This is a genomic window from Methylocystis sp. Se48 (assembly GCF_056269425.1).
In genome coordinates this window covers 178,908-200,879 of sequence record NZ_CM149850.1, presented here as the reverse complement: position 1 = coordinate 200,879, position 21,972 = coordinate 178,908, and the positions used below count along the sequence as shown (strand labels likewise).

20 protein-coding genes are annotated in these 21,972 nt (G+C 65.5%); 7 read left to right on the top strand and 13 right to left on the bottom strand.

Annotated features, from left to right (window positions below; translation table 11 throughout):
- Positions 1 to 324: 324 nt before the first annotated feature.
- From fabG to gmk, 6 genes are all read left to right on the top strand, one after another.
- The gene (fabG, locus tag ACV959_RS00990; protein ID WP_475738073.1) at positions 325 to 1,062 is read left to right on the top strand and encodes a 3-oxoacyl-[acyl-carrier-protein] reductase; all 738 of its coding nucleotides are present in this window, start codon (positions 325 to 327) and stop codon (positions 1,060 to 1,062) included.
- A gap of 289 nt (positions 1,063 to 1,351) precedes the next feature.
- Entirely contained in the window at positions 1,352 to 1,591 is a 240-nt protein-coding gene (locus tag ACV959_RS00985) for an acyl carrier protein (RefSeq protein ID WP_016918578.1), read from the top strand.
- Positions 1,592 to 1,711: 120 nt separating this feature from the next.
- Complete coding sequence (gene fabF / locus ACV959_RS00980; RefSeq protein ID WP_475738072.1) at positions 1,712 to 2,974, top strand: beta-ketoacyl-ACP synthase II; 1,263 nt, start codon at positions 1,712 to 1,714, stop codon at positions 2,972 to 2,974.
- A gap of 177 nt (positions 2,975 to 3,151) precedes the next feature.
- Entirely contained in the window at positions 3,152 to 5,485 is a 2,334-nt protein-coding gene (gene mltG / locus ACV959_RS00975; RefSeq protein ID WP_475738071.1) for an endolytic transglycosylase MltG, read from the top strand.
- Between the two features lie 31 nt (positions 5,486 to 5,516).
- Positions 5,517 to 6,404 carry a YicC/YloC family endoribonuclease gene (locus ACV959_RS00970; RefSeq protein ID WP_475738070.1) on the top strand — a complete coding sequence of 296 codons (888 nt, stop codon included), beginning with the start codon at positions 5,517 to 5,519 and terminating at the stop codon, positions 6,402 to 6,404.
- Positions 6,405 to 6,477: 73 nt separating this feature from the next.
- On the top strand, positions 6,478 to 7,119 hold the full coding sequence (gmk, locus tag ACV959_RS00965) for a guanylate kinase (protein ID WP_475739724.1): 642 nt from the start codon (positions 6,478 to 6,480) through the stop codon (positions 7,117 to 7,119).
- A gap of 55 nt (positions 7,120 to 7,174) precedes the next feature.
- On the opposite strand, the gene rsmA is transcribed toward gmk, so the two are convergent.
- From rsmA to purL, 6 genes are all read right to left on the bottom strand, one after another.
- Positions 7,175 to 8,023 carry a 16S rRNA (adenine(1518)-N(6)/adenine(1519)-N(6))-dimethyltransferase RsmA gene (gene rsmA, locus ACV959_RS00960; protein WP_475738069.1) on the bottom strand — a complete coding sequence of 283 codons (849 nt, stop codon included), beginning with the start codon at positions 8,021 to 8,023 and terminating at the stop codon, positions 7,175 to 7,177.
- Entirely contained in the window at positions 8,020 to 9,015 is a 996-nt protein-coding gene (gene pdxA / locus ACV959_RS00955) for a 4-hydroxythreonine-4-phosphate dehydrogenase PdxA (protein WP_475738068.1), read from the bottom strand. Before pdxA ends, rsmA begins: the two co-directional genes overlap by 4 nt.
- Positions 9,016 to 9,346: 331 nt before the next feature.
- Positions 9,347 to 9,736, bottom strand: coding sequence for a hypothetical protein (locus ACV959_RS00950; protein ID WP_475738067.1), 390 nt, complete (start codon positions 9,734 to 9,736; stop codon positions 9,347 to 9,349).
- A 100-nt stretch (positions 9,737 to 9,836) separates the two neighbouring features.
- Complete coding sequence (grxD, locus tag ACV959_RS00945; RefSeq protein ID WP_475738066.1) at positions 9,837 to 10,178, bottom strand: Grx4 family monothiol glutaredoxin; 342 nt, start codon at positions 10,176 to 10,178, stop codon at positions 9,837 to 9,839.
- 49 nt (positions 10,179 to 10,227) lie between these two features.
- Positions 10,228 to 10,458 carry a BolA/IbaG family iron-sulfur metabolism protein gene (locus tag ACV959_RS00940; RefSeq protein ID WP_475738065.1) on the bottom strand — a complete coding sequence of 77 codons (231 nt, stop codon included), beginning with the start codon at positions 10,456 to 10,458 and terminating at the stop codon, positions 10,228 to 10,230.
- A gap of 19 nt (positions 10,459 to 10,477) precedes the next feature.
- Entirely contained in the window at positions 10,478 to 12,718 is a 2,241-nt protein-coding gene (purL, locus tag ACV959_RS00935; RefSeq protein ID WP_475738064.1) for a phosphoribosylformylglycinamidine synthase subunit PurL, read from the bottom strand.
- A 293-nt stretch (positions 12,719 to 13,011) separates the two neighbouring features.
- Between purL and ACV959_RS00930 the strand changes: the two genes are divergently transcribed.
- Positions 13,012 to 13,923, top strand: a complete 912-nt coding sequence (locus ACV959_RS00930) for an OmpW/AlkL family protein (RefSeq protein WP_475738063.1) — start codon at positions 13,012 to 13,014, stop codon at positions 13,921 to 13,923.
- 71 nt (positions 13,924 to 13,994) lie between these two features.
- On the opposite strand, the gene ACV959_RS00925 is transcribed toward ACV959_RS00930, so the two are convergent.
- From ACV959_RS00925 to rho, 7 genes are all read right to left on the bottom strand, one after another.
- Positions 13,995 to 14,870 (bottom strand): ParB/RepB/Spo0J family partition protein, encoded by an 876-nt coding sequence (locus tag ACV959_RS00925; RefSeq protein ID WP_475738062.1) that lies wholly within the window; start codon positions 14,868 to 14,870, stop codon positions 13,995 to 13,997.
- A gap of 85 nt (positions 14,871 to 14,955) precedes the next feature.
- Positions 14,956 to 15,738, bottom strand: a complete 783-nt coding sequence (locus ACV959_RS00920) for a ParA family protein (protein WP_475738061.1) — start codon at positions 15,736 to 15,738, stop codon at positions 14,956 to 14,958.
- A gap of 19 nt (positions 15,739 to 15,757) precedes the next feature.
- Positions 15,758 to 16,411 (bottom strand): 16S rRNA (guanine(527)-N(7))-methyltransferase RsmG, encoded by a 654-nt coding sequence (locus tag ACV959_RS00915; protein ID WP_475738060.1) that lies wholly within the window; start codon positions 16,409 to 16,411, stop codon positions 15,758 to 15,760.
- Entirely contained in the window at positions 16,408 to 18,252 is a 1,845-nt protein-coding gene (gene mnmG, locus ACV959_RS00910; RefSeq protein ID WP_475738059.1) for a tRNA uridine-5-carboxymethylaminomethyl(34) synthesis enzyme MnmG, read from the bottom strand. Before mnmG ends, ACV959_RS00915 begins: the two co-directional genes overlap by 4 nt.
- Positions 18,253 to 18,308: 56 nt before the next feature.
- Entirely contained in the window at positions 18,309 to 19,604 is a 1,296-nt protein-coding gene (mnmE, locus tag ACV959_RS00905; protein ID WP_475738058.1) for a tRNA uridine-5-carboxymethylaminomethyl(34) synthesis GTPase MnmE, read from the bottom strand.
- Positions 19,605 to 19,607: 3 nt separating this feature from the next.
- Positions 19,608 to 20,588, bottom strand: coding sequence for a Rieske 2Fe-2S domain-containing protein (locus tag ACV959_RS00900; RefSeq protein WP_475738057.1), 981 nt, complete (start codon positions 20,586 to 20,588; stop codon positions 19,608 to 19,610).
- 71 nt (positions 20,589 to 20,659) lie between these two features.
- Positions 20,660 to 21,925, bottom strand: coding sequence for a transcription termination factor Rho (rho, locus tag ACV959_RS00895; protein WP_475738056.1), 1,266 nt, complete (start codon positions 21,923 to 21,925; stop codon positions 20,660 to 20,662).
- Positions 21,926 to 21,972 lie beyond the last annotated feature (47 nt).

Here is a 21,972-nt window from a genome sequence, read left to right as displayed (position 1 = left end):
AAGTCCGGTTGAAAGCAACCAACAGATGGTAAATTCCGGCCTGCTCAGGCTGAAAGAATTCTTCTGTTGCAAATCGGTCACGCTTCAAGATTCGCATTGTTTTACCATTGGTTACCGATGTTTTTTAAGGCTTCCTGAACCGTCGTTCAGGACTGGCGCCATCTCGATATGCGAACAACCCGCGCTCTGGCGCCGAATGGGAACGCCCGCAATTTGGCGGGCGCCGCTCAAAAGGCTCGCATTTCCGCGCAGCCGGGTTAAACCGGGGCCGCAAGACGGCCGGCGGCGGGGGAGCCGGACGCCGGTTCAAGCGGAGGAAATGGAATGTTCGACCTGACGGGCAAGACGGCGCTAGTGACCGGCGCAAGCGGCGGAATCGGAAAGGACATCGCGCGCGCGCTGGTTGTGGCGGGCGCCACGGTGGCGCTTTCCGGCACACGGCGCGAGGCGCTCGAATCGCTCGCCGCCGAAATCGGCGGAACGACCCACGTCCTGCCCTGCAACCTCGCTGACCGCGAAGACACGGAAAAGCTCGTGCCGGCGGCCGAGGCGGCCATGGGCGGACTGGACATTCTCGTCAACAACGCCGGCGTCACCCGCGACATGCTCTTCATGCGGCTGAAGGACGAGGATTGGCAGACGGTGCTCGACATCAATCTCACCGCCGCCTTCCGGCTGTCGCGCGCCGCGCTGCGAGGGATGATGAAGAAGCGATTTGGGCGCATCGTCGGCATTACTTCGGTCGTCGGCGTCACCGGCAATCCGGGCCAGGGCAATTACGCCGCCGCCAAGGCGGGCATGATCGGCATGTCGAAGTCGCTCGCGGCGGAAGTCGCGTCGCGCGGCGTTACGGTGAACTGCGTCGCCCCGGGCTTCATCGAGAGCCCCATGACCGACGCGCTGACCGACGCCCAGAAGCAGGCGATCCTCGCGCGGGTTCCGGCCGGGCGCCTCGGCTCTGGCGCCGACGTCGCCGCCGCGGTCGTCTATCTCGCGAGCGAGGAAGCCGGCTACGTCACCGGCCAGACCCTGCACGTCAACGGCGGCATGGCCATGATTTGACGGCGCCCGCGCTGCGGCGATTCGACGCCGTTCGACCCCGCCGGAGGGCCGTTTCCGGGGCCTTGCGCCCCGCTCGCGCCCTCTCGCCATCCTATTCGAAGTATGTTACCAGACCCTCGCCGCACGAGGGGCGGCGCCGCCGCATTCTCCGACGACAGGCCCGCGCGCCGCTTGCCGCGCCGCCTCGGACATGCGGTTGGAGCGCTTGAAATTTTGGAGGAAACGGCGAGCGGGTCACGCCGCGTCGCCGACATGGGTGCGTGCACCACAGCAACAGGGACGAAATAAGATGAGCGATGTCGCCGAGCGCGTGAAGAAGATCGTTGTCGAACACCTCGGCGTCGAGCCCGAAAAGGTCGTCGACAAGGCGAATTTCATCGACGACCTGGGAGCCGACTCGCTCGACACGGTCGAGCTGGTCATGGCTTTCGAGGAAGAATTCGGCGTCGAGATCCCGGACGATGCGGCCGAGACCATTCTGACGGTCGGCGACGCCGTGAAATTTCTCGAGAAGGCCAAGGCCGCCTGAGGCGGCTCGCTAGCCGAACGGTCCGGCGTCCGAACGCCGGTCGTTCGCGGCGACGAGAGCGGCGCCCGACGGCGACCGGCGGGCGCCGGAAAAAGCAACATCCAGATTCGAGAGCAGCGCATGCGCAGGGTGGTCGTCACCGGCCTGGGCGTCGTGTCCCCTTTGGGCTGCGGCGTCGAAACGAATTGGCGGCGTCTCGCCGCCGGCGAACACGGCTTCCGCCGCATCGACACTTTCGAGACGGACGATCTCGCCTGCCAGATCGCGGCCGTCGTGCCGCGCGGGGACGGATCCGACGGCTCGTTCAATCCCGACGACTGGTTCGATCCCAAGGAACAGCGCAAGGTCGACGACTTTATCATCTACGGCGCCGCCGCCGCGACGCAGGCGCTCGCTGACGCGGGCTGGAAGGCCGACACCCCTGAAAAGCAGGAGACGACCGGCGTCCTCATTGGCTCCGGCATCGGCGGCCTCGGCGGCATCTACGAAACCTCGATCACGCTTAAGGAAAAGGGTCCGCGGCGGGTCTCTCCCTTCTTCGTGTCGGGCCGCATCATCAATCTCGTCGCCGGCTATGTCTCGATCATGCACGGCCTCAAGGGACCGAATCACGCCGTGGTAACAGCCTGCGCGACCGGCACGCACGCCATCGGCGACGCCGCGCGCATCATCGCCATGGGCGACGCCGACGTGATGGTCGCAGGCGGCGCCGAATCGCCGGTGAACCGAATCGGCGTCGCGGGCTTCGCGGCCTGCCGCGCGCTCTCCACCGGCTTCAACGATCGGCCCGCGGACGCGTCGCGCCCTTATGACAAGGACCGCGACGGCTTCGTCCTCGGCGAAGGCGCCGGCTGCGTCGTGCTCGAGGAATACGAGCACGCGAAGGCCCGCGGCGCGAAAATCTACGCTGAGCTGATCGGCTATGGCATGTCCGGGGACGCCTTTCACATTACCGCGCCGACGCCGGACGGAGACGGCGCCTATCGCTGCATGAAGGCCGCGCTGAAGCGCTCCGGCACGCCCGTGAGCGAGATCGACTACGTCAACGCCCACGGCACCTCGACGCCGCTCGGCGACGAAATCGAGCTCAAGGCGGTCGAACGCCTCATCGGCAACAATGAGCCCAAGCTGTCCATGTCGTCGACCAAATCGGCGATCGGGCATCTTCTGGGCGCGGCGGGCGCGGTCGAGGCCGTGTATACGATCCTCGCCATGGCGCACAACGTCGCGCCGCCCACGCGCAATCTCGACAATCCCTCCGTCGAGACGGCGATCGACCTCGTGCCGAAGGCGGCGCGTCCGCGCGAGATCAATGTGGCGCTGTCCAACTCCTTCGGATTCGGCGGCACCAACGCATCGCTGCTTTTCCGCCGCGCATCCTGACTCCGCGGTCGCGCACAATGGTCGCGGGTTCTCCCGGGCGAAGGGTTTCGCCCGGGAGCCGCGCCTGTTAACCCTGTTCGCCCGTTCCTGAATTCGCCACAATGACCGATAGTGTAAGTCATTCGGCGACAAGTCCCTTCGGGCGCTTGGAACAGGGTCGATCTGGATTGGGCGTTCATGAGCATCGTAAGCGACGAGACGGGCGATAAAGCGGCGACGCCGGGCGAAGAACCCAAGGCCGCGCAGACGGGGTCGGACGCTGCCCCGGCGCCGCAGCCGCCGAAAATCGCCGACGCTGAACCTCAGACGCCAAAGACGGCCGCGCCCGCTGGCGAAACGGCGTCAGCGGCCCAGGCCGCAGCGCCCGAGCCCGCGAAGGTCGCGCCTGAAACGCCCCGCCCCGCGCCGCCCGAACCTGCACCTGCCCCTGCCCCTGCTCCTGCCCCGGCGCAGCCGGCGGCGGCGGCATCGGCTACGCCCGCCGCGACGGCGCCCGAAGCGGGGAAAGGCCCAGCGACCGAAATAACCAGCCCGCCGAAACCGGCCGAAGCCGCGCCCGCCGTACCGCCTCCCGCGCCAAAGCCTGCGGCGGCCGTGGTCAATCCTCAGCCGGCGCCTGCGCCGAAGGCCCCGGACGTCGCCGTGGAGCCGAGGCCGGCGCCGGAACCGGAGCCGGCGGGCTCTTCGCTCTTCCGCCGGCGCGCGACTCTTCACGGCGCCAAGCAGGCGCTGCAACCGGAGGCCCCGCCCGCGCCCCCGCCGAAAAAAAAGAAGCGCCGCGACGGCACGCTGTCAGCCATGAGCGGCTTTTTGAGCTTCCTCCTCGTCGCGCTCGTCGCAGGCGTCTTCGGCGTCATCGCGATGATTCACAAGCTCAAGGAGCCGGGCCCGCTCGCCGCAGACAAGATCGTCTATCTGCCGCCGCGCAGCGACGTGCCCGAAATGCTCGCGCAGCTCGAGCGCGAAGGCGTCATCGACAGCCCCGGCCTGATGAATTTCGCTGTTCTGGTCGAGGGCGTGCGCAGCAAGCTCAAGCCCGGCGAATACCAGTTCAAGAAGAGGATCAGCCTGCGCGAGGTGATCGACGAACTCGTCGCCGGGCGGCAGCTCATGCACAGCCTCACCATTCCGGAAGGGCTGACGAGCGAGCAGATCGCCCAGCGCCTGCGCGAATCGGATATTCTCGCCGGCGATATTCTCGAAACGCCGAAAGAAGGGGCGCTGCTGCCGGAAACCTATAAATTCCCGCGCGGCTATCCCCGCTCCAAGCTGATCGCCAAGATGCAGGAAGATCAGCGCAAGACGCTCGACCACATCTGGCAGAAGCGCGCAAAGGACCTGCCCCTGCGCTCGCCCTACGAACTGGTGACGCTCGCCTCAATCGTCGAAAAGGAGACGGGCAAGCCCGACGAGCGCCCGCGCGTCGCCGCGGTCTTCATAAACCGCCTGCGCAAGGGCATGCGGCTCCAGTCCGATCCGACGATTGTTTACGGCCTCGTCGGCGGCAAGGCGACGCTCGGCCACGGCATCACGCGGTCCGAAATCGAGAAGTGGACGCCCTACAACACCTACGCCATCGACGGCCTGCCGCCGGGCCCGATCGCCAATCCCGGCAAGGCGGCGCTGGAGGCGACGGCCAATCCCGCCAACACGCGCGATCTCTACTTCGTCGCCGACGGCACAGGCGGCCATGTCTTCGCCGAATCGCTCGACCAGCATGCGCGCAACGTCCAGAATTGGCGCCGCATAGAGCTGGACCAGAAGAACAAGGCCAATGGCGGGATCGATCAGTCCGTTCCGGCGACCGTCCCGCCCGCGTCGCCAAAGAGCGACAAGCGCACAGATGCGCCGATCGGCCGTCTCGTCGCGATCGATGGCCGCCACGAGGATTTCCCCCCCGGCCGCGCCATGGCGGAAGACGACGGCGCGACGCATCGCCTCGGCAAGTTCGGTCCGGCCGGCGCCGCCTTTTTCCTCGGGGGACTCGAGGATCCGACCGCCGAGGCCGCGCCGCATCTCGCGCGCCTGCGCGCCGCCCGCCCCTATTTCACGGAGGAGGCCGCACAGCCGCGCTCGAACAGCGGCGGCTTCGACCCCGATCTCCTGGCGGCGGTCCCGCCCGGAACGGCGGCGGAAGTCGAGGACGGCGCGATGGGCCCGGATATGATGGCGCGCGAAAGTCCCGACGGGCGCGCCCTGCCCGACGACATGGCGGAGATCGCGGCCTATCCGGTTTCGGCGGCCCGGCGCGCCGATCAGAAAGCCCGCGCCGCGCGGCTCGGACTCTCGGCGGGCTCCGACGAATTGCCGACTGAAGCGGTCAGCGAAAAAGTCTCCCCCGAGGAGGCGGCCGCTCCGGCGGGCGGTCCCATAGCCTTGGCGCCCGCCCCGCAGCGCGCGCGCCCGCGCGCCTTCGACGCTTCCGAGGGCACGGCGCTCGATCCGCTGCGCGATCGCAGCTGGGACTTGACCTCCGCCAAGAACGTTCCCCCGAGCGCCAGCCTGCGCTGAGCCCTCCACGTTTCTCACGCCCGGAGCGCCGATGACCGTCTCCAGCATGACCGGATTCGCCCGCGCGCAGGGCAGCCTGGGGCCGTGGAGCTACGCCTGGGAGCTGAAAAGCGTCAACGCCAAGGGGCTCGACCTGCGGCTGCGCGTCCCGCCGAATTTCGACGCCGTGGAGCTGAAGGCCCGCGCCCTTTTGTCAGGCCGGCTCGCGCGCGGCTCCGTTTTCGCCAATCTCACGGCGAAGCGCGCGGAGGAGGAAGGGGCCGTGCGCGTCAACCGCGCGGCGCTCGACAGGCTGCTCGCCGCGCTGGACGACGTGCCGCTCCATCCGAGTCTGCGCCCGGCCTCGCTCGACGGACTGCTCGCAGTGCGCGGCGTCATCGAGGTCGTCGAACCGGAAGACGGCGAGGCGCAACGCGCCGCGCTGGAAAAAGGCGTTCTCGCCGCGCTCGACGCCGCCCTCGACGAGCTCCTTTCCTCGCGCGGGAGCGAGGGCGCCGCGCTGGCCGAGGTTCTCGCGAGGCGGCTGACGCGCCTCGCCGCCCTCGCCGCACAGGCCGACGCGCTTCCCGCGCGCCAGCCCGACGCGGTGCGGCAGCGCCTCGCCCAGCAGATCGCGCGCCTGCTCGAAAATTCCGAGGGGCTCGATCCCGCGCGGCTCCATCAGGAGGCCGTGCTTCTCGCCGTGAAATCCGACATCCGCGAGGAACTCGACCGGCTGAAGGCGCATGTCGCGAGCGCGCAGAAGCTCCTTTCCGAAGGCGGGCCGATCGGCCGCCGCCTCGATTTTCTGGCGCAGGAGCTTGGGCGCGAAACAAACACGCTCTGCGCCAAATCGAACGACTCCGCGCTTACGGCGATCGGCCTCGACATGAAAATCGAGGTCGAGCAACTGCGCGAACAGGTGCAAAACATCGAGTAGCCGCCCGCCGCCGGTTGAAAGACCGGCGGCGATTGCCTATTGCCGGGTGCGCCCACTCGTGACAATCGTCGATATGGATCTCTCTCTCCCGCCGCGCCGCGGCGTCGTTCTCATCCTTTCCTCGCCTTCCGGCGCCGGCAAGACCACGCTGACGCGGATGCTGTTGCAGGACCGCGCCCTCGACCTCACCTTGTCGATCTCCGTGACCACGCGCGCGCGCCGGTCGAGCGAGGTCGACGGCATCCACTACCGCTTCATCAACGAGCGCCAGTTCGTCGCCATGCGCGACGCGGGCGAGCTTCTGGAATGGGCGGAGGTGCACGGGAACTTCTACGGCACGCCGCGCGGCCCCGTGGAGGCGATTCTCGCGCAGGGACGCGATTGCCTTTTCGACATCGACTATCAGGGCACGCGCCAGGTGCGCGAGAAGATGGGCGCGGACGCCGTCACCGTCTTCATCCTGCCGCCCTCGATGAAGGAGCTGCGGGCGCGGCTGGAACGCCGCGCCGAGGATTCGCGCGAGGCGATCGAACGCCGGCTTGAAAACGCCCGCAAGGAAATCGCGCGCTGGAAGGATTACGACTACGTCATCGTCAACGACGACCTGCAAAAATCCTTCGACGATCTGATCGCCATTCTGCGCGCCGAGCGTCAGCGGCGGCCGCGGCGCGAACGGGAGATCGACAGCTTCGTCGAGAAGCTTCTCTGCGAATAGAGCCCTTTTCCGGCGACGGACCGATTGATCCCCTTGCGGAAAGCGCTCTGGCTCATCATCGCGAAAGCGCGTTGGCCAGCGCGACGAAGCCCGCGACCTCGATCTCCTCCGCGCGCTTCGTCTCCTCGATCCCCGCCGCCGCCAGCAGGGCTCCCGCGTCGACGCCGAGGCTTTTCAGGCTCTGCCGCAGCATTTTGCGGCGCTGGCCGAAAGCGGCCTGCGCGACCTGCGAGAGGGCGCGCGGATCGCAGGGGAGCGGCGACGGGTTCGGAACGAGCTCCACCACCGAGGAGGTGATTTTCGGCGGCGGCGTGAAGGCCGCAGGCGAGACGTCGAACAGGATGCGCGCCCGCGTCCGCCAGCCGCAGAGAACGGCGAGACGCCCGTAATCCGCGCGGTTCGCGGGCGTCGCGACAATGCGCAGCGCCACCTCTTTCTGAAACATCAGCACATAGCGGTCGAAGACCGAAGGCCAGGGCTCCGCCTCGATCCAGCGCGTAAGCAGCGCGGTCGCGACATTGTAGGGAAGATTGGCGCAGATGCGCGCGGGGCCCTGCGCCCCATGAGCGCGCACTCGCTCGGCGACGTCGATCGCGAGCGCGTCGCCCTCGATCACCGTGAGGCGGCCAGGATAATGGGCGGCGATCTCTGCAAGCGCCGGCAGACAGCGCTGGTCGCGCTCGATGGCGATCACATGCGCGCCCTGCGCGAGCAGCGCGCGGGTGAGGCCGCCGGGGCCGGGACCGATCTCGACGACCACGGTCGCGTCGTCGAACGGTCCGGCGGCGCGCGCGATCCGGCTCGTGAGATTGAGGTCGAAGAGAAAATTCTGGCCGAGCGTCTTTTTGGCGTCCAGCCCGTGACGCGCGACGACCTCGCGCAGCGGCGGAAGGTCGTCGATCACGCGGTCATCCGCCCGGCGAGCCGGATCGCCTCGATGAGGCTCGTCGCGTCCGCCACGCCCTTGCCGGCGATGTCGAAGGCGGTGCCGTGATCGGGCGAGGTGCGGACGAAGGGCAGGCCCAGCGTGACATTCACGCCGCGATCGAATGCGAGCGTCTTGATCGGGATGAGCGCCTGATCGTGGGTCGGGCAAAGCGCGACATCGTAGTTGTTGCGGGCGGCCGCGTGAAACATCGTGTCCGCGGGGAAAGGCCCGCGCGCGTCGATCCCCTTCGCGCGCAAATCCTCGATCGCGGGCGCAATGATCTCGATTTCCTCTCGCCCCAGCGCGCCGTCTTCCCCCGCATGCGGATTGAGGCCCGAAAAAGCAAGGCGCGGCTGCGCGATCCCGAATCGCGCCCGCAAATCGCGCGCGACAATCTCGCCCGTCTCGACGATCAGCGCCTTCGTGAGACGTTTCGGCGCGTCCGCGAGCGGAATGTGAATGGTGATCGGCACGACGGCGAGTTCTTCGGCCCAGAGCATCATCACGGGGCGGTGAGCGCCGCCGGAATAGCGATGGGCGAGCGCGCCGAGAAACTCCGTGTGGCCGGGATGCGCAAAACCCGCCGAGTAAAGAACGGATTTCGCAATCGGGTTGGTGACGACGGCGCGCGCTTCGCCCGTCACGGCATAGTCCACGGCTTTTTCGATCGAAGCGATCGTTGACGCCGCATCCTCGGGGTCTGGTCGACCGAACGGGCCGCGCACCTCATACCCATGAGGCACGATCGGCAGCGCGCGGGCGAAAACTCTCTCGGCGTGCTTCGGCGTCGTTTCCTCGAGCGGTACGCCGATCGAGAGCTCCCGCGCGACGCGCGCGAGAAACGCCGGATTGGCGACGACGAAGAAGGGTGGTAGGCGGGCGGCGCGGCGCGCCGCATAGGCCTTGAGCGTGAGCTCGGGCCCGACGCCGGAAGGGTCGCCCTGCGTCAAAGCAAGCGGAAGAGTCACGCCGCGCCAGCTTCGGCGCGCAACGGCGCATACGTTCTAGGATTGGAAATCATCCGGCGACAGTTGCTCAGGACGGCGGCGAAATCAATGTAAGGATCTTCAACATACTCCGATATAGATAAAAGCTATGTATATCCTACGTATATATTGGTCGAGGGCTTGGGACCAGTTACGCCCAGTCGCCTTTGAGCGGCTGCGCTATGCTGCAATGCACAATAAGATTTTTTTTCAAACCGTTGAATGCGGTGCTTCCGCAACTGTCCCGCCGCTCAAAAACAAAGCCCCGGCGGATGAGCCGGGGCTTGTTTTCATCAAATCTCGAATCGCCGGATCAGCGGGCCCCCTCAAGGATGATGTGACCCGACGGGTCATGCGGACGGCCCTGAAAGACGTAAGGCGACTGACGGCGCATCGCGTCGCGCGGCGAGGCGCTCAGCGCGTCGTCGCGCCGGTGCCTCTGAGTCGATTGCCCCCACACCTCTGAGAATTCAAAAGAGCGATCATAGGCGAACGCAGGGGCGGAAGTGAGCGCGACACCGAGCGCCGCGACGGCGAGGGCGAATTTATGGGACATGGGTTCCTCCATTTCCAGAACGCTGCGCGGGCGGGCGATCTCTCGGGTCCGCCTTCGGCGCCTGTGACCGAGAGTCTCCTTCATCTGACTGTCATAAAAAAGTGTAAGATACTTCCCCCGCTGTGGCGCCAAGAGCAGTTGCAGCATGGGCCCTCGGGAGCCGACGTGACCCATCGAAAAAACAAATGCGCGCCGCTCGGAAAAGAGCGACGCGCAACTAAAATCAGCAGCCGGAATGGATGGCGCTTTACGCCTTGCGCGCCTGCGCGTGGGGAACGCCTTCCTTGTCGAAGAGGGCGGTCAATTCGCCGGACTGGAACATTTCGCGCGTGATGTCGCAGCCGCCGATGAATTCGTTCTTCACGTAAAGCTGCGGGATGGTCGGCCAGTTCGAATAGGCCTTGATCCCTTCGCGGATTTCGCCGTCGGCCAGCACATTGATCGCCTTGTACGGCACGCCGAGATGATTGAGGATCTGCACCACCTGCATGGAGAAACCGCATTGCGGAGCGGCCGGCGTGCCCTTCATGAAGAGGACGACGTCGGAGGATTCGATCTCGCTTTTGATGCGGCTGTTGATGTCGGACATTTGGCTTTCCTTTCTCGCGGCGTTCAAGGCGCCGCGTCGCTTGTTGTCTTTACGGCGCGCGGGTCGTCAGCGCCAGCGCGTGAAGCTCCGTCCCCAGCCTCGGGCCGAAGGCGGCGTTGACGAGCTGGTGCTGCTTCACGCGGGTGAGGCCGCGAAACTGTTCGGAAATGACGGTCGCCGCCCAGTGGTCGTCGTCGGGCGCGAGCGCCGTCAGCTCCACCGTGGCGTCGGGCAGGGCCGTCTTGATGATCCGCTCGATTTCGGCGGCGGGCATGGGCATTTTCCTGGTCCTCTTCGCGTCATGAATTGTCGGAAAAGACACTGTCGTCCCCGGCCATATAGGCCGGCAGCGGCGTTTCATGCGCTTCGCGCAGCTCGGCGAGCAATATCGGCGCCTCGCCGGGAAGCTTCAAGGCGTCGCCGCCCGTGACGCCGAGCGCGCGCGCCGGAACGCCCCGCGCCGCCGCGTCGCTCAGGATGGCCTGCGCGTTTTCCTGGGTCGCGGTCACGAGATAACGCGCCTGATCTTCGCCGAAGAGAGCCGCATGGGCCAGTCTCGCCGGCAGGGCGTCGATCGCGGCGCCGACGCCGCCCGCGAGCGCCATCTCGGCCAGCGCCACGGCGAACCCGCCGTCGGAGAGATCGTGCGCAGCCGTGACGCGGCCGGCGAGAACCAGTTCGCGCACAAATTCGCCATTCCTGCGCTCCGCCGCGAGATCGACTGGCGGCGGCGCGCCTTCCTTGCGACCGCAAATGTCGGCGAGATAGGCCGACTGGCCGAGCCAGCCTGCCGTCTCGCCGATGAGAAGAATGGTCTCGCCGTCGCGCGCAAAGCCGGTCGGCGCGGATTTCGCGACGTCCGCAATCACGCCCACGCCCCCGATGGCGGGGGTGGGGAGAATGCCGGCGCCCTGCGTCTCGTTATAAAGCGAGACGTTGCCGGAGACGATCGGGAAGTCGAGCGCGGCCGCCGCCTCGCCTATCCCAGCCAGGCAGCCGACGAGCTGGCCCATATATTCAGGCCGCTCGGGATTGCCGAAATTGAGGTTGTCGGTGAGCGCCAGCGGCGTCGCGCCGCGCACGGTGATGTTGCGCCAGGCCTCGGCCACCGCCTGCTTGCCGCCTTCGACCGGGTCCGCCGCGCAGTAGCGCGCGGTCACATCCGTCGTGAGCGCAAGGCCCTTCGGGCCATCCTTGACGCGGATCACCGCCGCGTCGCCGCCGGGCCGGCGCACGCTGTTGCCGAGGATGAGGTGGTCGTACTGCTCCCAGACCCAGCGCTTCGAGCAGAGGTTCGGGGTCGCGAGGAGCTTCAGGAGCGCGTCGCGGTTCGAAAGGGGCGGCGCCACCGACGCGGGGTCGATCTCGGGCTGCTTCGGGGTCGGGATCCACGGACGGTCATAGACCGGGGCCTCGTCGCCCAGCTCCTTGATCGGCAGGTCGGCCTTCACCTCGCCCTTGTGTTTGACGACGAAGCGCAGCGTGTCCGTCGTCTTGCCGACGATGGCGAAGTCGAGCCCCCATTTGCGGAAAATGGCTTCGGCCTGCTCCTCCAGCTCCGGCTTGAGCACCATGAGCATGCGCTCCTGACTCTCCGAGAGCATCATCTCATAGGCCGTCATGCCCTCCTCGCGGCAGGGCACGGCGTCGAGATCGAGCTCGATGCCGAGATTGCCCTTGGCCCCCATCTCGACCGCCGAGGAGGTCAGGCCCGCCGCGCCCATGTCCTGAATGGCGATGACGGCGCCCGAGGCCATAAGTTCGAGGCAGGCCTCGAGCAGCAGCTTCTCCGAGAAGGGATCGCCGACCTGCACCGTGGGTCGCTTTTCCTCCGCGTCGGCTTCAAAGGAAGCGGAAGCCATGGTGGCGCCGTGGATGCCGTCACGGCCGGTCTTGGAGCCCAGATAGACGATCGGATTTCCGACGCCGGCGGCCGCGGAATAGAAAATGGAGTCGGCGCGCGCGAGGCCGACGGCCATCGCGTTGACGAGGATGTTGCCGTCATAGGACGGATCGAATTCCGTCGACCCGCCCACCGTCGGCACGCCGAAGGAATTGCCATAGCCGCCGACGCCCGCGACGACGCCTGACACCAGATGGCGCGTCTTGGGATGGCTGGGCCGGCCGAAGCGCAGCAGGTTGAGGCAGGCGATAGGTCGCGCGCCCATGGTGAAGACGTCGCGCAGAATGCCGCCCACGCCCGTCGCCGCGCCCTGATAGGGCTCGATGAAGGATGGGTGGTTGTGGCTCTCCATCTTGAAGACGCAGGCGTCGCCGTCGCCGATGTCGATGACGCCGGCGTTCTCGCCAGGCCCGCGAATCACCCAGGGCGCCTTGGTCGGCAGCTTGCGCAAGTGGATTCGGGAAGATTTGTACGAGCAATGCTCGTTCCACATCGCGGAGAAAATCCCGAGCTCGGTGAAAGTCGGCGTCCGGCCGATCAACCCCAGAATGCGCTCATATTCGTCGGGTTTGAGCCCGTGGGCGGCGGCGAGGGCGGCGTCGACCTGCGGTTCGGCATTGGACGTGGTTGCGGTCAAGTGAGCGGACCTTGCGCATGGGGCGGCGCTTTCTTGGGCGCCGCTGAGACGCGGAATGCGCCGGATTTCTTGAGAGTCTCAAGCGTTTCGCAGCGTCTCGATTAGCGCCCGCCGTGCTGCAAGGCAACAGCCCAAAAATGTTGCGCAAGTGACACAATGGAAAAGAATGAACGCTGGCGCCATAGATATTTGATAAAAGTCAATTGCTATCACCGGAAAACGTAGCAACTTCCTTGCGACTCGACGCGCGACGGCGTCGACCGTCGACTGCAGAGATTCATACGGGGGTTCCGATGAGGGATATTGTTCGCGGCGCGTTTGCCGCTTTTGTGATGGGGACAGCCGCCGTCTCCGCCCAGGCGGCCGATCTTGGCGCGATCAAGGGTCCGCCGCCGCCGCCGCCGGTCATCGACACATTCCATCCTTTCCAGGTTCGCCTGAAGGTCGGCGGCGTCATCCCGACCGAGGGCACGGCGACGATCTATGACCGCGGCACGGGCTCCTATCTGCCGGGGGGCTTCTTCGCGCCGGGCGGCCCGCAGACGGTGCTCCAGGCCGTGGGCCTGAGCAATGGCGCGGGCAGCGTCTTCAACGGGGCAAATACGAGCATCTCGTCGTCCATCATTCCGATGGTCGATCTCGCCTATTACTTCACGAAGAACTGGGCGATCGAGGCGATCTGCTGCGTCTCGCCGCACCACGTTCAGGGCCTTGGCCCGCTCTACGGCGCGAGCGTCATCAAGAGCTGGGTTTTCCCGCCGTCTCTGATGCTCCAGTATCACTTCACGAATTTCGGCGCCTTCCAGCCCTATCTCGGCGTCGGCGTGAACTTCACCGCCTATTGGGGCACACGCGCCGGCAACCAGACGATCCCGCTGATTACGCCGGCCGGTTTCCTCGGGGGCGGCAATGGCTTCACCGGGTGGGTGACCGCCAATTCCGCGACCATTACTCCGTCTTGGGGCGTCGTCGGCCAGGCCGGCGCCGACTACATGTTCAACGACCACTGGGGCGTGAACGTCGACGTCAAATACATCATGATGGAGCCCAACGCTCACGTGTGGGCGACCGCTTACGGCAATGGCATCGGCACCTTCTCGGTTCCGCTCGACCTCGCCGTGAAGGTCAATCCCATCGTCGTGTCGGCTGGTCTGACCTACCGCTTCGGCGGCGATTGGGGCGTCCCGAAGCTCCTGCCGTTCTGATCGACGGCCGATCGAAAAAAGAAACCGGCTCCTCACGGGGCCGGTTTTTTTGTTGGCCGAAACAGCGCCGATTATTCGCTGAGCAGCCGGCAGATCGCGTCGAGTTGCTCGAGAGACTCGTAGCGAATGCGCACTTCGCCCCGTTCGCCCTGATTCCGGATGTCGATATTCATCCCCAGCGCGTCGCGCAGGGTCTTCTCGAGCGCCCGCGTGTCAGCGTCCTTCTCCGCCCTGGGCTTTTTGGGCGAAGCCGCATCCTTGGCCGGCGCCTCGGCGCGAACTTGCGCCATGGCCTCCACGTCGCGCACCGTCAAACCCTCTTCGACGATCCGGCGCGCGACCGCTTCGGGATTTTCGACAGCGAGCAACGCCCGGGCGTGTCCAGCGGAAATGCTTCCATTCGCCACCAGCGCCTTGGCCGTCTCCGGCAGATTCAACAGCCGCAGCGTATTTGCGACATGCGATCGGCTCTTGCCGATGATCTTTGCAATCTCGGTCTGGGAATAGGAGAACTCCTGCCCGAGGCGCTCATAGCCCTTCGCCTCTTCGATGGCGTTGAGATCCGCGCGCTGGACGTTTTCAATGATCGCGAGCTCCAGCGCCTCCTTGTCATCGGCCTCGTGAATCACGACCGGCACATCGGCAAGCCCCGCAGACTGCGCCGCGCGCCAGCGGCGCTCGCCCGCGATGATCTCATAGGCGTCCGCCACGCCGGGAATGGCGCGCACGACGATGGGCTGGATGATCCCCTTCTCGCGAATCGAATTCGTCAGATCGGCGAGATCTTCCTCGCGAAACAGGCTGCGCGGATTGCGCGGATTTGGCCGTAGAAATTCGATCGGAACTTTTCGCTGGCCCCGCGGACGTTCTACTGCCGCGTCCTCGCTGGCGTCGCCCAGAAGCGCGGCCAGGCCCCGGCCAAGGCGCCGGCGCGGTTCTTCCACCATGGATCGCTCCAATTATCTGTTTTGGCGAGGTTTCCTGTCGCTTGCGCGGAAGCCTGCGAGCGACCCGCGCGTCAGGCCGTTCCACTCAGGCGGCCCGCAATCGCTTCTCGCGCTGGATCACTTCCGACGCCAGCTTGAGATAGGCCTGACTGCCGGAACATTTGAGATCATATAGGAGCACCGGCTTTCCATGCGATGGCGCCTCGGACACCCGCACATTTCGCGGGATCATCGTTTCATAAACCTTGTCGCCCATGAAACGCCGGACATCCGCGGCCACCTGCGTCGCGAGATTATTGCGAGGATCGTACATGGTCAGGACCACGCCATGTATCGAAAGCTTCGGGTTCAAGGTCCGCGTGACCTGTTCGACAGTCGAGAGCAGCTGCGACAGGCCTTCGAGCGCGAAAAATTCGCATTGCAGCGGGACGACGACGGCGTCTGCGCTAGCGAGCGCATTGATCGTCAGCAGGTTGAGAGAGGGCGGGCAGTCAATGAGGATGTAATCGTAATGCTTGCCGCCATGCGCCTCCGCGGCGACAAGTTCTGCGAGGGCGCGTTTCAGGCGGAAGGCGCGATCCTTGTCTCCCGCGATTTCCAGCTCGACGCCCAGAAGATCGAGCGTCGATGGCGCAATGGACAGGCGCGGAACGACGGTGATGACAACGGCGTCGGCCAGGCTCGCCTCGCCGAGAAGCACGTCATAGGTGGACAGATTGCGCGACTTCCGATCCACCCCGAGCCCCGTCGAGGCGTTGCCTTGCGGATCGAGGTCGACAACCAGAACTTCCTCTCCGACGGCGGCGAGGGCCGTTCCGAGATTGATGGCGGTCGTCGTCTTGCCGACCCCGCCTTTCTGATTGGCCATCACCAATACGCGCGGTCCGTTAGTCTGAGCGCTCAAAATTTGCCTCGGCCGATGATGTGACGATGATCAATCTGGCGCGCGGATGCGTGCGGCTCTGGATTGTTTTGAATTTGAAACTACCGAGGCGTTGCGCGGCGGTCAATTCTTCGCGCCATTCTTCCCCCTTCAAAAATACGCCCTTTGCTCCGGCTTCGAGCGGCGCGCGAGCAAGGTCGACGAGACGGGGAAGCGGCGCCAGGGCCCGGGCGCTGACGGCGTCGATGCGATCGGAGAGATTTGGCAGCACGGCGTCTATCCGTTCCGCATGAATCTCCGCCGGCGCGGCAGTTTCACGTGAAACAGCCCGCAGGAAAGCGGCCTTGCGTTGATCGCTCTCGATCAGATGGACTTTCGCACCCGGAATCCCTTTGATCAGCAGGGCCGTCACCATTCCGGGAAATCCCGCGCCCGACCCGAAATCGACCCAGACCTTCGCCTCCTGCGCGGCGTCCGCGACCTGCGCCGAATCGGCAAAATGACGCAACCATACGTCATCAAGCGTATTGGGTGCGACCAGATTCATCTTCGCCTGCCACCGGCGCAGAAGATCTTCATAAATCGCAAGCTCGGCGTCGACCTGCCGGAGCGCCGGACACAGATCCGCCGCCGCCGATCTTTTATGGACCCCCTTCACGCGCGCCGCGCCCGCGCCGCCAGCAGGGTGAGGGCGGACGGCGTCATGCCGTCGATCCGTTGCGCCTGGCCAAGCGTGCGGGGCTTCAAAAAGGCGAGCTTGCTCCGCAGTTCCGCCGACAGCCCGGCGATCGACTCGTAATCAAGCGATTCGGGCAAGGCCAGTTGCTCGTCGCGTCGGAAAGCGTCGATATCCGCCTGCTGCCGGTCGAGATAAACGGCGTAGCGCGCATCTGTCTCGACGCGCTCGGCCGTCACCGGATCAATTTCCCCGAGCTCCGGCCAGAGCTCCCGCAGCCGCGCCACGGTGATCCCCGGCAAGGCAAGAAGCGCGAAACCATTACGCCGCTGCCCATCCTGGTTGACGGGAAGCCCACTTTTCAACGCTGCCGCCGATGTAAGCGAAACGCTTTCGAGCAGAGCTCGCGCATGGGCGATCCTCTCGGCCCGCAAGGTGAAAATCGCCTTCCGCGCGGCGCCGACGCATCCAAGGCCAAGTCCTTTCGGCGTCAGACGATCGTCGGCGTTGTCGGCCCTGAGCGAGAGGCGATATTCCGCCCGGGAAGTGAACATCCGATAGGGCTCGCTCACCCCGCGAGTGACGAGATCATCGATCATGACGCCGAGATAGGCCTCAGCCCGATCGAAGACCACCGGCGAGGCTCCAGCCGCGAAGCGCGCGGCGTTGAGCCCTGCGACAAGCCCCTGCGCCGCCGCCTCCTCATAGCCTGTGGTGCCGTTGATCTGGCCGGCGAAGAACAATCCCTTGAGTCGCTTGGTTTCCAAACCCGGCGTTAGTTCACGCGGATCGACGTAATCATATTCGATCGCATAGCCCGGGCGGAGAATCCGCGCGGCCTCGAGACCCGGGATCGAGCGGATGAACGCCTCTTGCGTGGCGAGGGGAAGCGAAGTCGAAATCCCGTTCGGATAGACCGTGTCGTCGTCGAGCCCCTCCGGCTCCAGAAAAATCTGATGTCCGTCGCGATCCCCGAAACGCGTCACCTTGTCCTCAATCGACGGACAATAACGCGGGCCTGGGCCCGTGATGGCCCCAGTCTTCAGCGGCGATTTATGCAGATCAGCGCGGATGATGTCGTGAGTGCGGGTCGTCGTCCGGGTAATTGCGCAAGCGACCTGCAGGTTATCGATTTGGCGCGTGAGGAGGGAAAATGGTTCTGGCGTCTGGTCCCCATGCTGCTTCTCCAGATCATCCCAGCGAATCGACGTCCCATCCAGCCGGGGCGGCGTTCCGGTCTTGAGGCGCCCCACGGCGAACCCTGCGGCGCGCAGGCGTCGGGAAAGGCCGAGAGCCGGGGGATCCCCCATGCGGCCCGCCGGCGTCCGCGCGTCTCCGATATGAATCACGCCGCCGAGAAAGGTTCCTGTCGTGATCACCACGGCGCCGGCGCGGATATTCTCCCCCGTCGCCGTCACGACCCCGCGTACGGCGCCATTCTCGACAATCAGGTCCTCAACGGAAGCCTCGACGATGACGAGACTCTCGATCGCCTCGACCGCCGACAGCATGGCGGCGCGATACAGCTTGCGATCGGCCTGAGCGCGGGGTCCGCGCACGGCCGGTCCCTTGGAGCGATTGAGTACGCGAAATTGTATGCCGCCGCGATCGGCAACGCGCCCCATCAGCCCATCGAGCGCGTCGATCTCGCGAACGAGCTGGCCCTTTCCCAAACCGCCGATGGCCGGATTGCAGGACATGGCGCCAATGGTCGCACGTGAATGGGTCGCCAGCGCGGTGCGGGCGCCCAGACGCGCAGCGGCCGCGGCGGCCTCGCAACCCGCATGTCCGCCGCCGACAACGACAACGTCGAATTCGTTCATCGCCCTTTGCAAGCCTTTTCCTGGACGCGCCCCCTGTTTCACGTGAAACCGGCGGCTTACTTTCCGATGCAGAATTTCGTGAAGACCTGATCGAGCACGTCTTCGACATCCACCGCGCCGACCACCCGGCCCAGGGCCCGCGCCGCGGAACGTAAATCCTCGGCGATAAATTCCAAGTCCTTTTCGCCAGCAAGCGCGGAATCCAGGGCCGCGGCCGCGGAAGAGACAGCCGAACGGTGCCGCTCACGGATGAGGAGCGCCGATCCGCCGTCGCCGATCCGCGCTTTCGCCAGGTCCGCGACCGTCCGTAAAAGAACCTCCAAGCCCGCGCCAGTCTGCGCGCAAAGCCCGAGCCAGCCCTCGGGCGGCGGCGCCAAGTCGCTCTTCGTCGCCACCTTCAGTAGCTCGACGGAAGGGGACGCGGTCGGCTCGTCCTCTCCGCCTGGCGATAGCCACAAAGCAAGGTCGGCCGTCTCTATCCGTTCCAGAACCCGGTCGACGCCGATTCGCTCGATTTCGTCCGCCGCTTCGCGCAGGCCTGCCGTGTCGATAAAGGTCAACGGTAGGCCGTCAAGGTCGACATGCGCCTCGATCATATCCCGCGTCGTGCCCGGCATGGGGGAGACGATCGCCATGTCCCGACGCGCGAGCGCATTGAGCAAAGTCGATTTGCCGGCGTTTGGACGGCCCAGAATGATGACTTGAAAACCCTCCCGCATCCGCTCCGAAGCGGGCGCATCGCGAAGCGCCGCGCCCATCTCCTCATGCGGGGCGTCAAGGAGCGCGCGGAGGCGAGCGCTGTTGAAACTCCCGACGTCGGCCTCGTCGCTGAAATCGAGTTCGGCCTCCACCAGAGCCAGCGCCTCGATCAGGGCGCGCCGCCACCCTTCCACCTTTCGCCGCAAAGCGCCCCCGGCAATGCGAAGGGCCTGGCGGCGCTGCGAATCGGTTTGAGCGTCAACCAGATCGGCGAGCGCCTCCGCCTGAGAGAGGTCGAGCTTGCCATTGGCGAAGCCGCGCCGAGCGAATTCTCCGGGCTCGGCCATGCGAAGACCCGGCCTGCGGCAAAGGGCCGACAGCACGCTGTCGACCACGGCGCGTCCGCCATGGATTTGCAGTTCGGCGTAATCCTCGCCAGTCGGGGAATGCGGCGCCGGGAAAAACAACGCCAGTCCTTGATCCAGCGTCTCACCGCTCGAAGGGTCGCGAAGCGTCACGAAATCGGCCCGGCGCGGCGCAGGCAGGGCGCCCGCGACTGCGGCGAGCGTCTCCTGAACCGCGGCTCCGGAAAGGCGGATCACCGCGATGGCGGCGCGGCCCGCGGCTGTGCCCGGCGCAAAGATCGTTTCCATGGGTCAGTCCGTGGGGGCGTCGTCCTGAAGGGGCGCGCGGGGCCTTTTGGCCGCGCTCCCAATGAGCCGCATGCGATAGATACGTCTGAAGGCGAGGGTTGGCGCGTCGGTGCGCACCGAGGCTTCCTCGCCAGGATGGGGAACTTTCCCTGGCAGCGAGGATTCGACGATGGCCTGATCCTCCCTCGCGATCCGGCGATTCATCAGACGGAAGACCGGATCGAGCAGAGGGGAACGGGCGAAACTGCGCATGGTGAACAGCAGGAGACGCGTCCTCCTGTCGTCCTCCGGGATGCAGGCGACCATCAGGCGCAGGAGCTTGCCCGGCGGATCGATGAAAAGCTCCATGACGTTGGGAAACCGATACTCGAGGACGCCGGGGCGCGCAACGCCGTCAATCGCGCTGGTGATCCGCCCGCCATAGGGCCGGTCTTCCCAATAAACGTCCATCCGCCCGCCGATCAGGCGCCGCGCATCCTTGCCGATTGTTTTGCGGTGCACGAAAGGCAGATGGGGCATGTCGAGCATGTTTTCCATCACCCGCGTCCAATGGACGTTCCAAACGACCGACTGGGCGCAGACCGCAAGGCTGGGAGTGTGGAAGGTTTCGCTGGCCTGCGGCTCCTTATCGGGCGAGAAGCCTGTGTAGAGCCAAAGCAGTCCCTCGGTCTCGCGAACAGGCAGGGCGACGGCGCCCAAGTTTTCGCGCTTGGCGTCCGGATTCCAGGGCACGTGGCGATTGCAGCCTTCCCCGTCGAAGCGCCAGCCATGAAAGGGACATTCGATCTCGCCCTTGTCGACGCGCCCCAGCGACAGCGCTGCGCCGCGATGCGGGCATCTGTCGAGCAGCGCGCAGGCCTTGCCCAAGGCGTCGCGGAAAAAAACGATCCGCTCGCCGGCGATGCGTAAGCCCAGCGGCTTTCCGGGCTTCAGGTCGCGAGCCTCCGACACAATCGTCCAGATATTGGCGAAATTGTCGAACATCGGACCTCCTCTTGCTGACGCTCGCAGTTTATACGCGCGCAGAGGCCGGTCGGTTTAAGGCGCGCGCGCCATCACGTATTCATCGAATCGAAGAAGCCCTGGTTGTTCTTCGTTTCACGCAGCTTGCCGAGAAGGAACTCGATCGCGTCAACCGTGCCCATCGGGTTGAGGATGCGGCGCAGAACATACATCTTCTTGAGGATGTCGGGCGCGACCAGCAGATCTTCCTTTCGGGTGCCGGAGCGGGTGATGTCGAGCGCGGGGAAGACGCGCTTGTCGGCCACCTTGCGATCGAGAATGATCTCGCTGTTGCCGGTGCCCTTGAACTCTTCGAAGATGACTTCGTCCATGCGCGAGCCGGTGTCGATCAGCGCCGTGGCGATGATCGTCAGCGAGCCGCCTTCCTCGATGTTGCGCGCCGCGCCGAAGAAGCGCTTCGGACGTTGCAGGGCGTTGGCGTCGACGCCGCCAGTCAGCACCTTGCCGGAGGACGGCACCACCGTATTGTAGGCGCGGCCCAGACGCGTGATCGAATCGAGCAGGATCACCACGTCCCGGCGATGTTCGACGAGCCGCTTCGCCTTCTCGATCACCATCTCAGCCACCTGCACGTGGCGCACAGCCGGCTCGTCGAAAGTGGAGGACACGACCTCGCCGCGCACGGAGCGCTGCATGTCGGTTACTTCCTCTGGGCGCTCGTCGATGAGCAGCACGATCAGATAACATTCGGGGTGATTGGTCGTGATCGACTGCGCGATATTTTGCAGCAGCACGGTCTTGCCGGTGCGCGGCGGGGCGACCACAAGCGCGCGCTGCCCCTTGCCGATCGGCGCCACCAAGTCGATGACCCGCGACGAAAGATCCTTTTTCGTCGGATCCTCGATCTCGAGCTTCAGCCGTTCGTCCGGATAGAGCGGCGTGAGATTGTCGAAGGGCACCTTATGGCGCACCTTCTCCGGATCCTCGAAATTGATGGTGTTGACCTTCAGCAGCGCGAAATAGCGTTCGCCTTCCTTCGGGCTGCGGATGATGCCCTCGACCGTGTCGCCGGTGCGCAGGCCGAATTTGCGGATTTGAGAGGGCGACACATAGATGTCGTCCGGCCCCGCAAGATAATTGGCGTCCGGCGAACGCAGAAAACCGAACCCGTCCTGCAACACTTCGACGACGCCTTCGCCGACGATCTCGACGTCCCGGCTCGCAAATTGCTTGAGTATCGCAAACAGGAGCTCTTGTTTGCGCAGCAGCGACGCGTTTTCGACTTCGTGCTCCTCGGCGAAAGCGAGAAGTTCGGCGGCGGACTTTGCTTTCAAGTCCGTAAGTTTGATTTCCCGCATGTGGGCCTTCGATAGAGACGTGCGTTCGGAAGGAGGGCAGGGTGGCG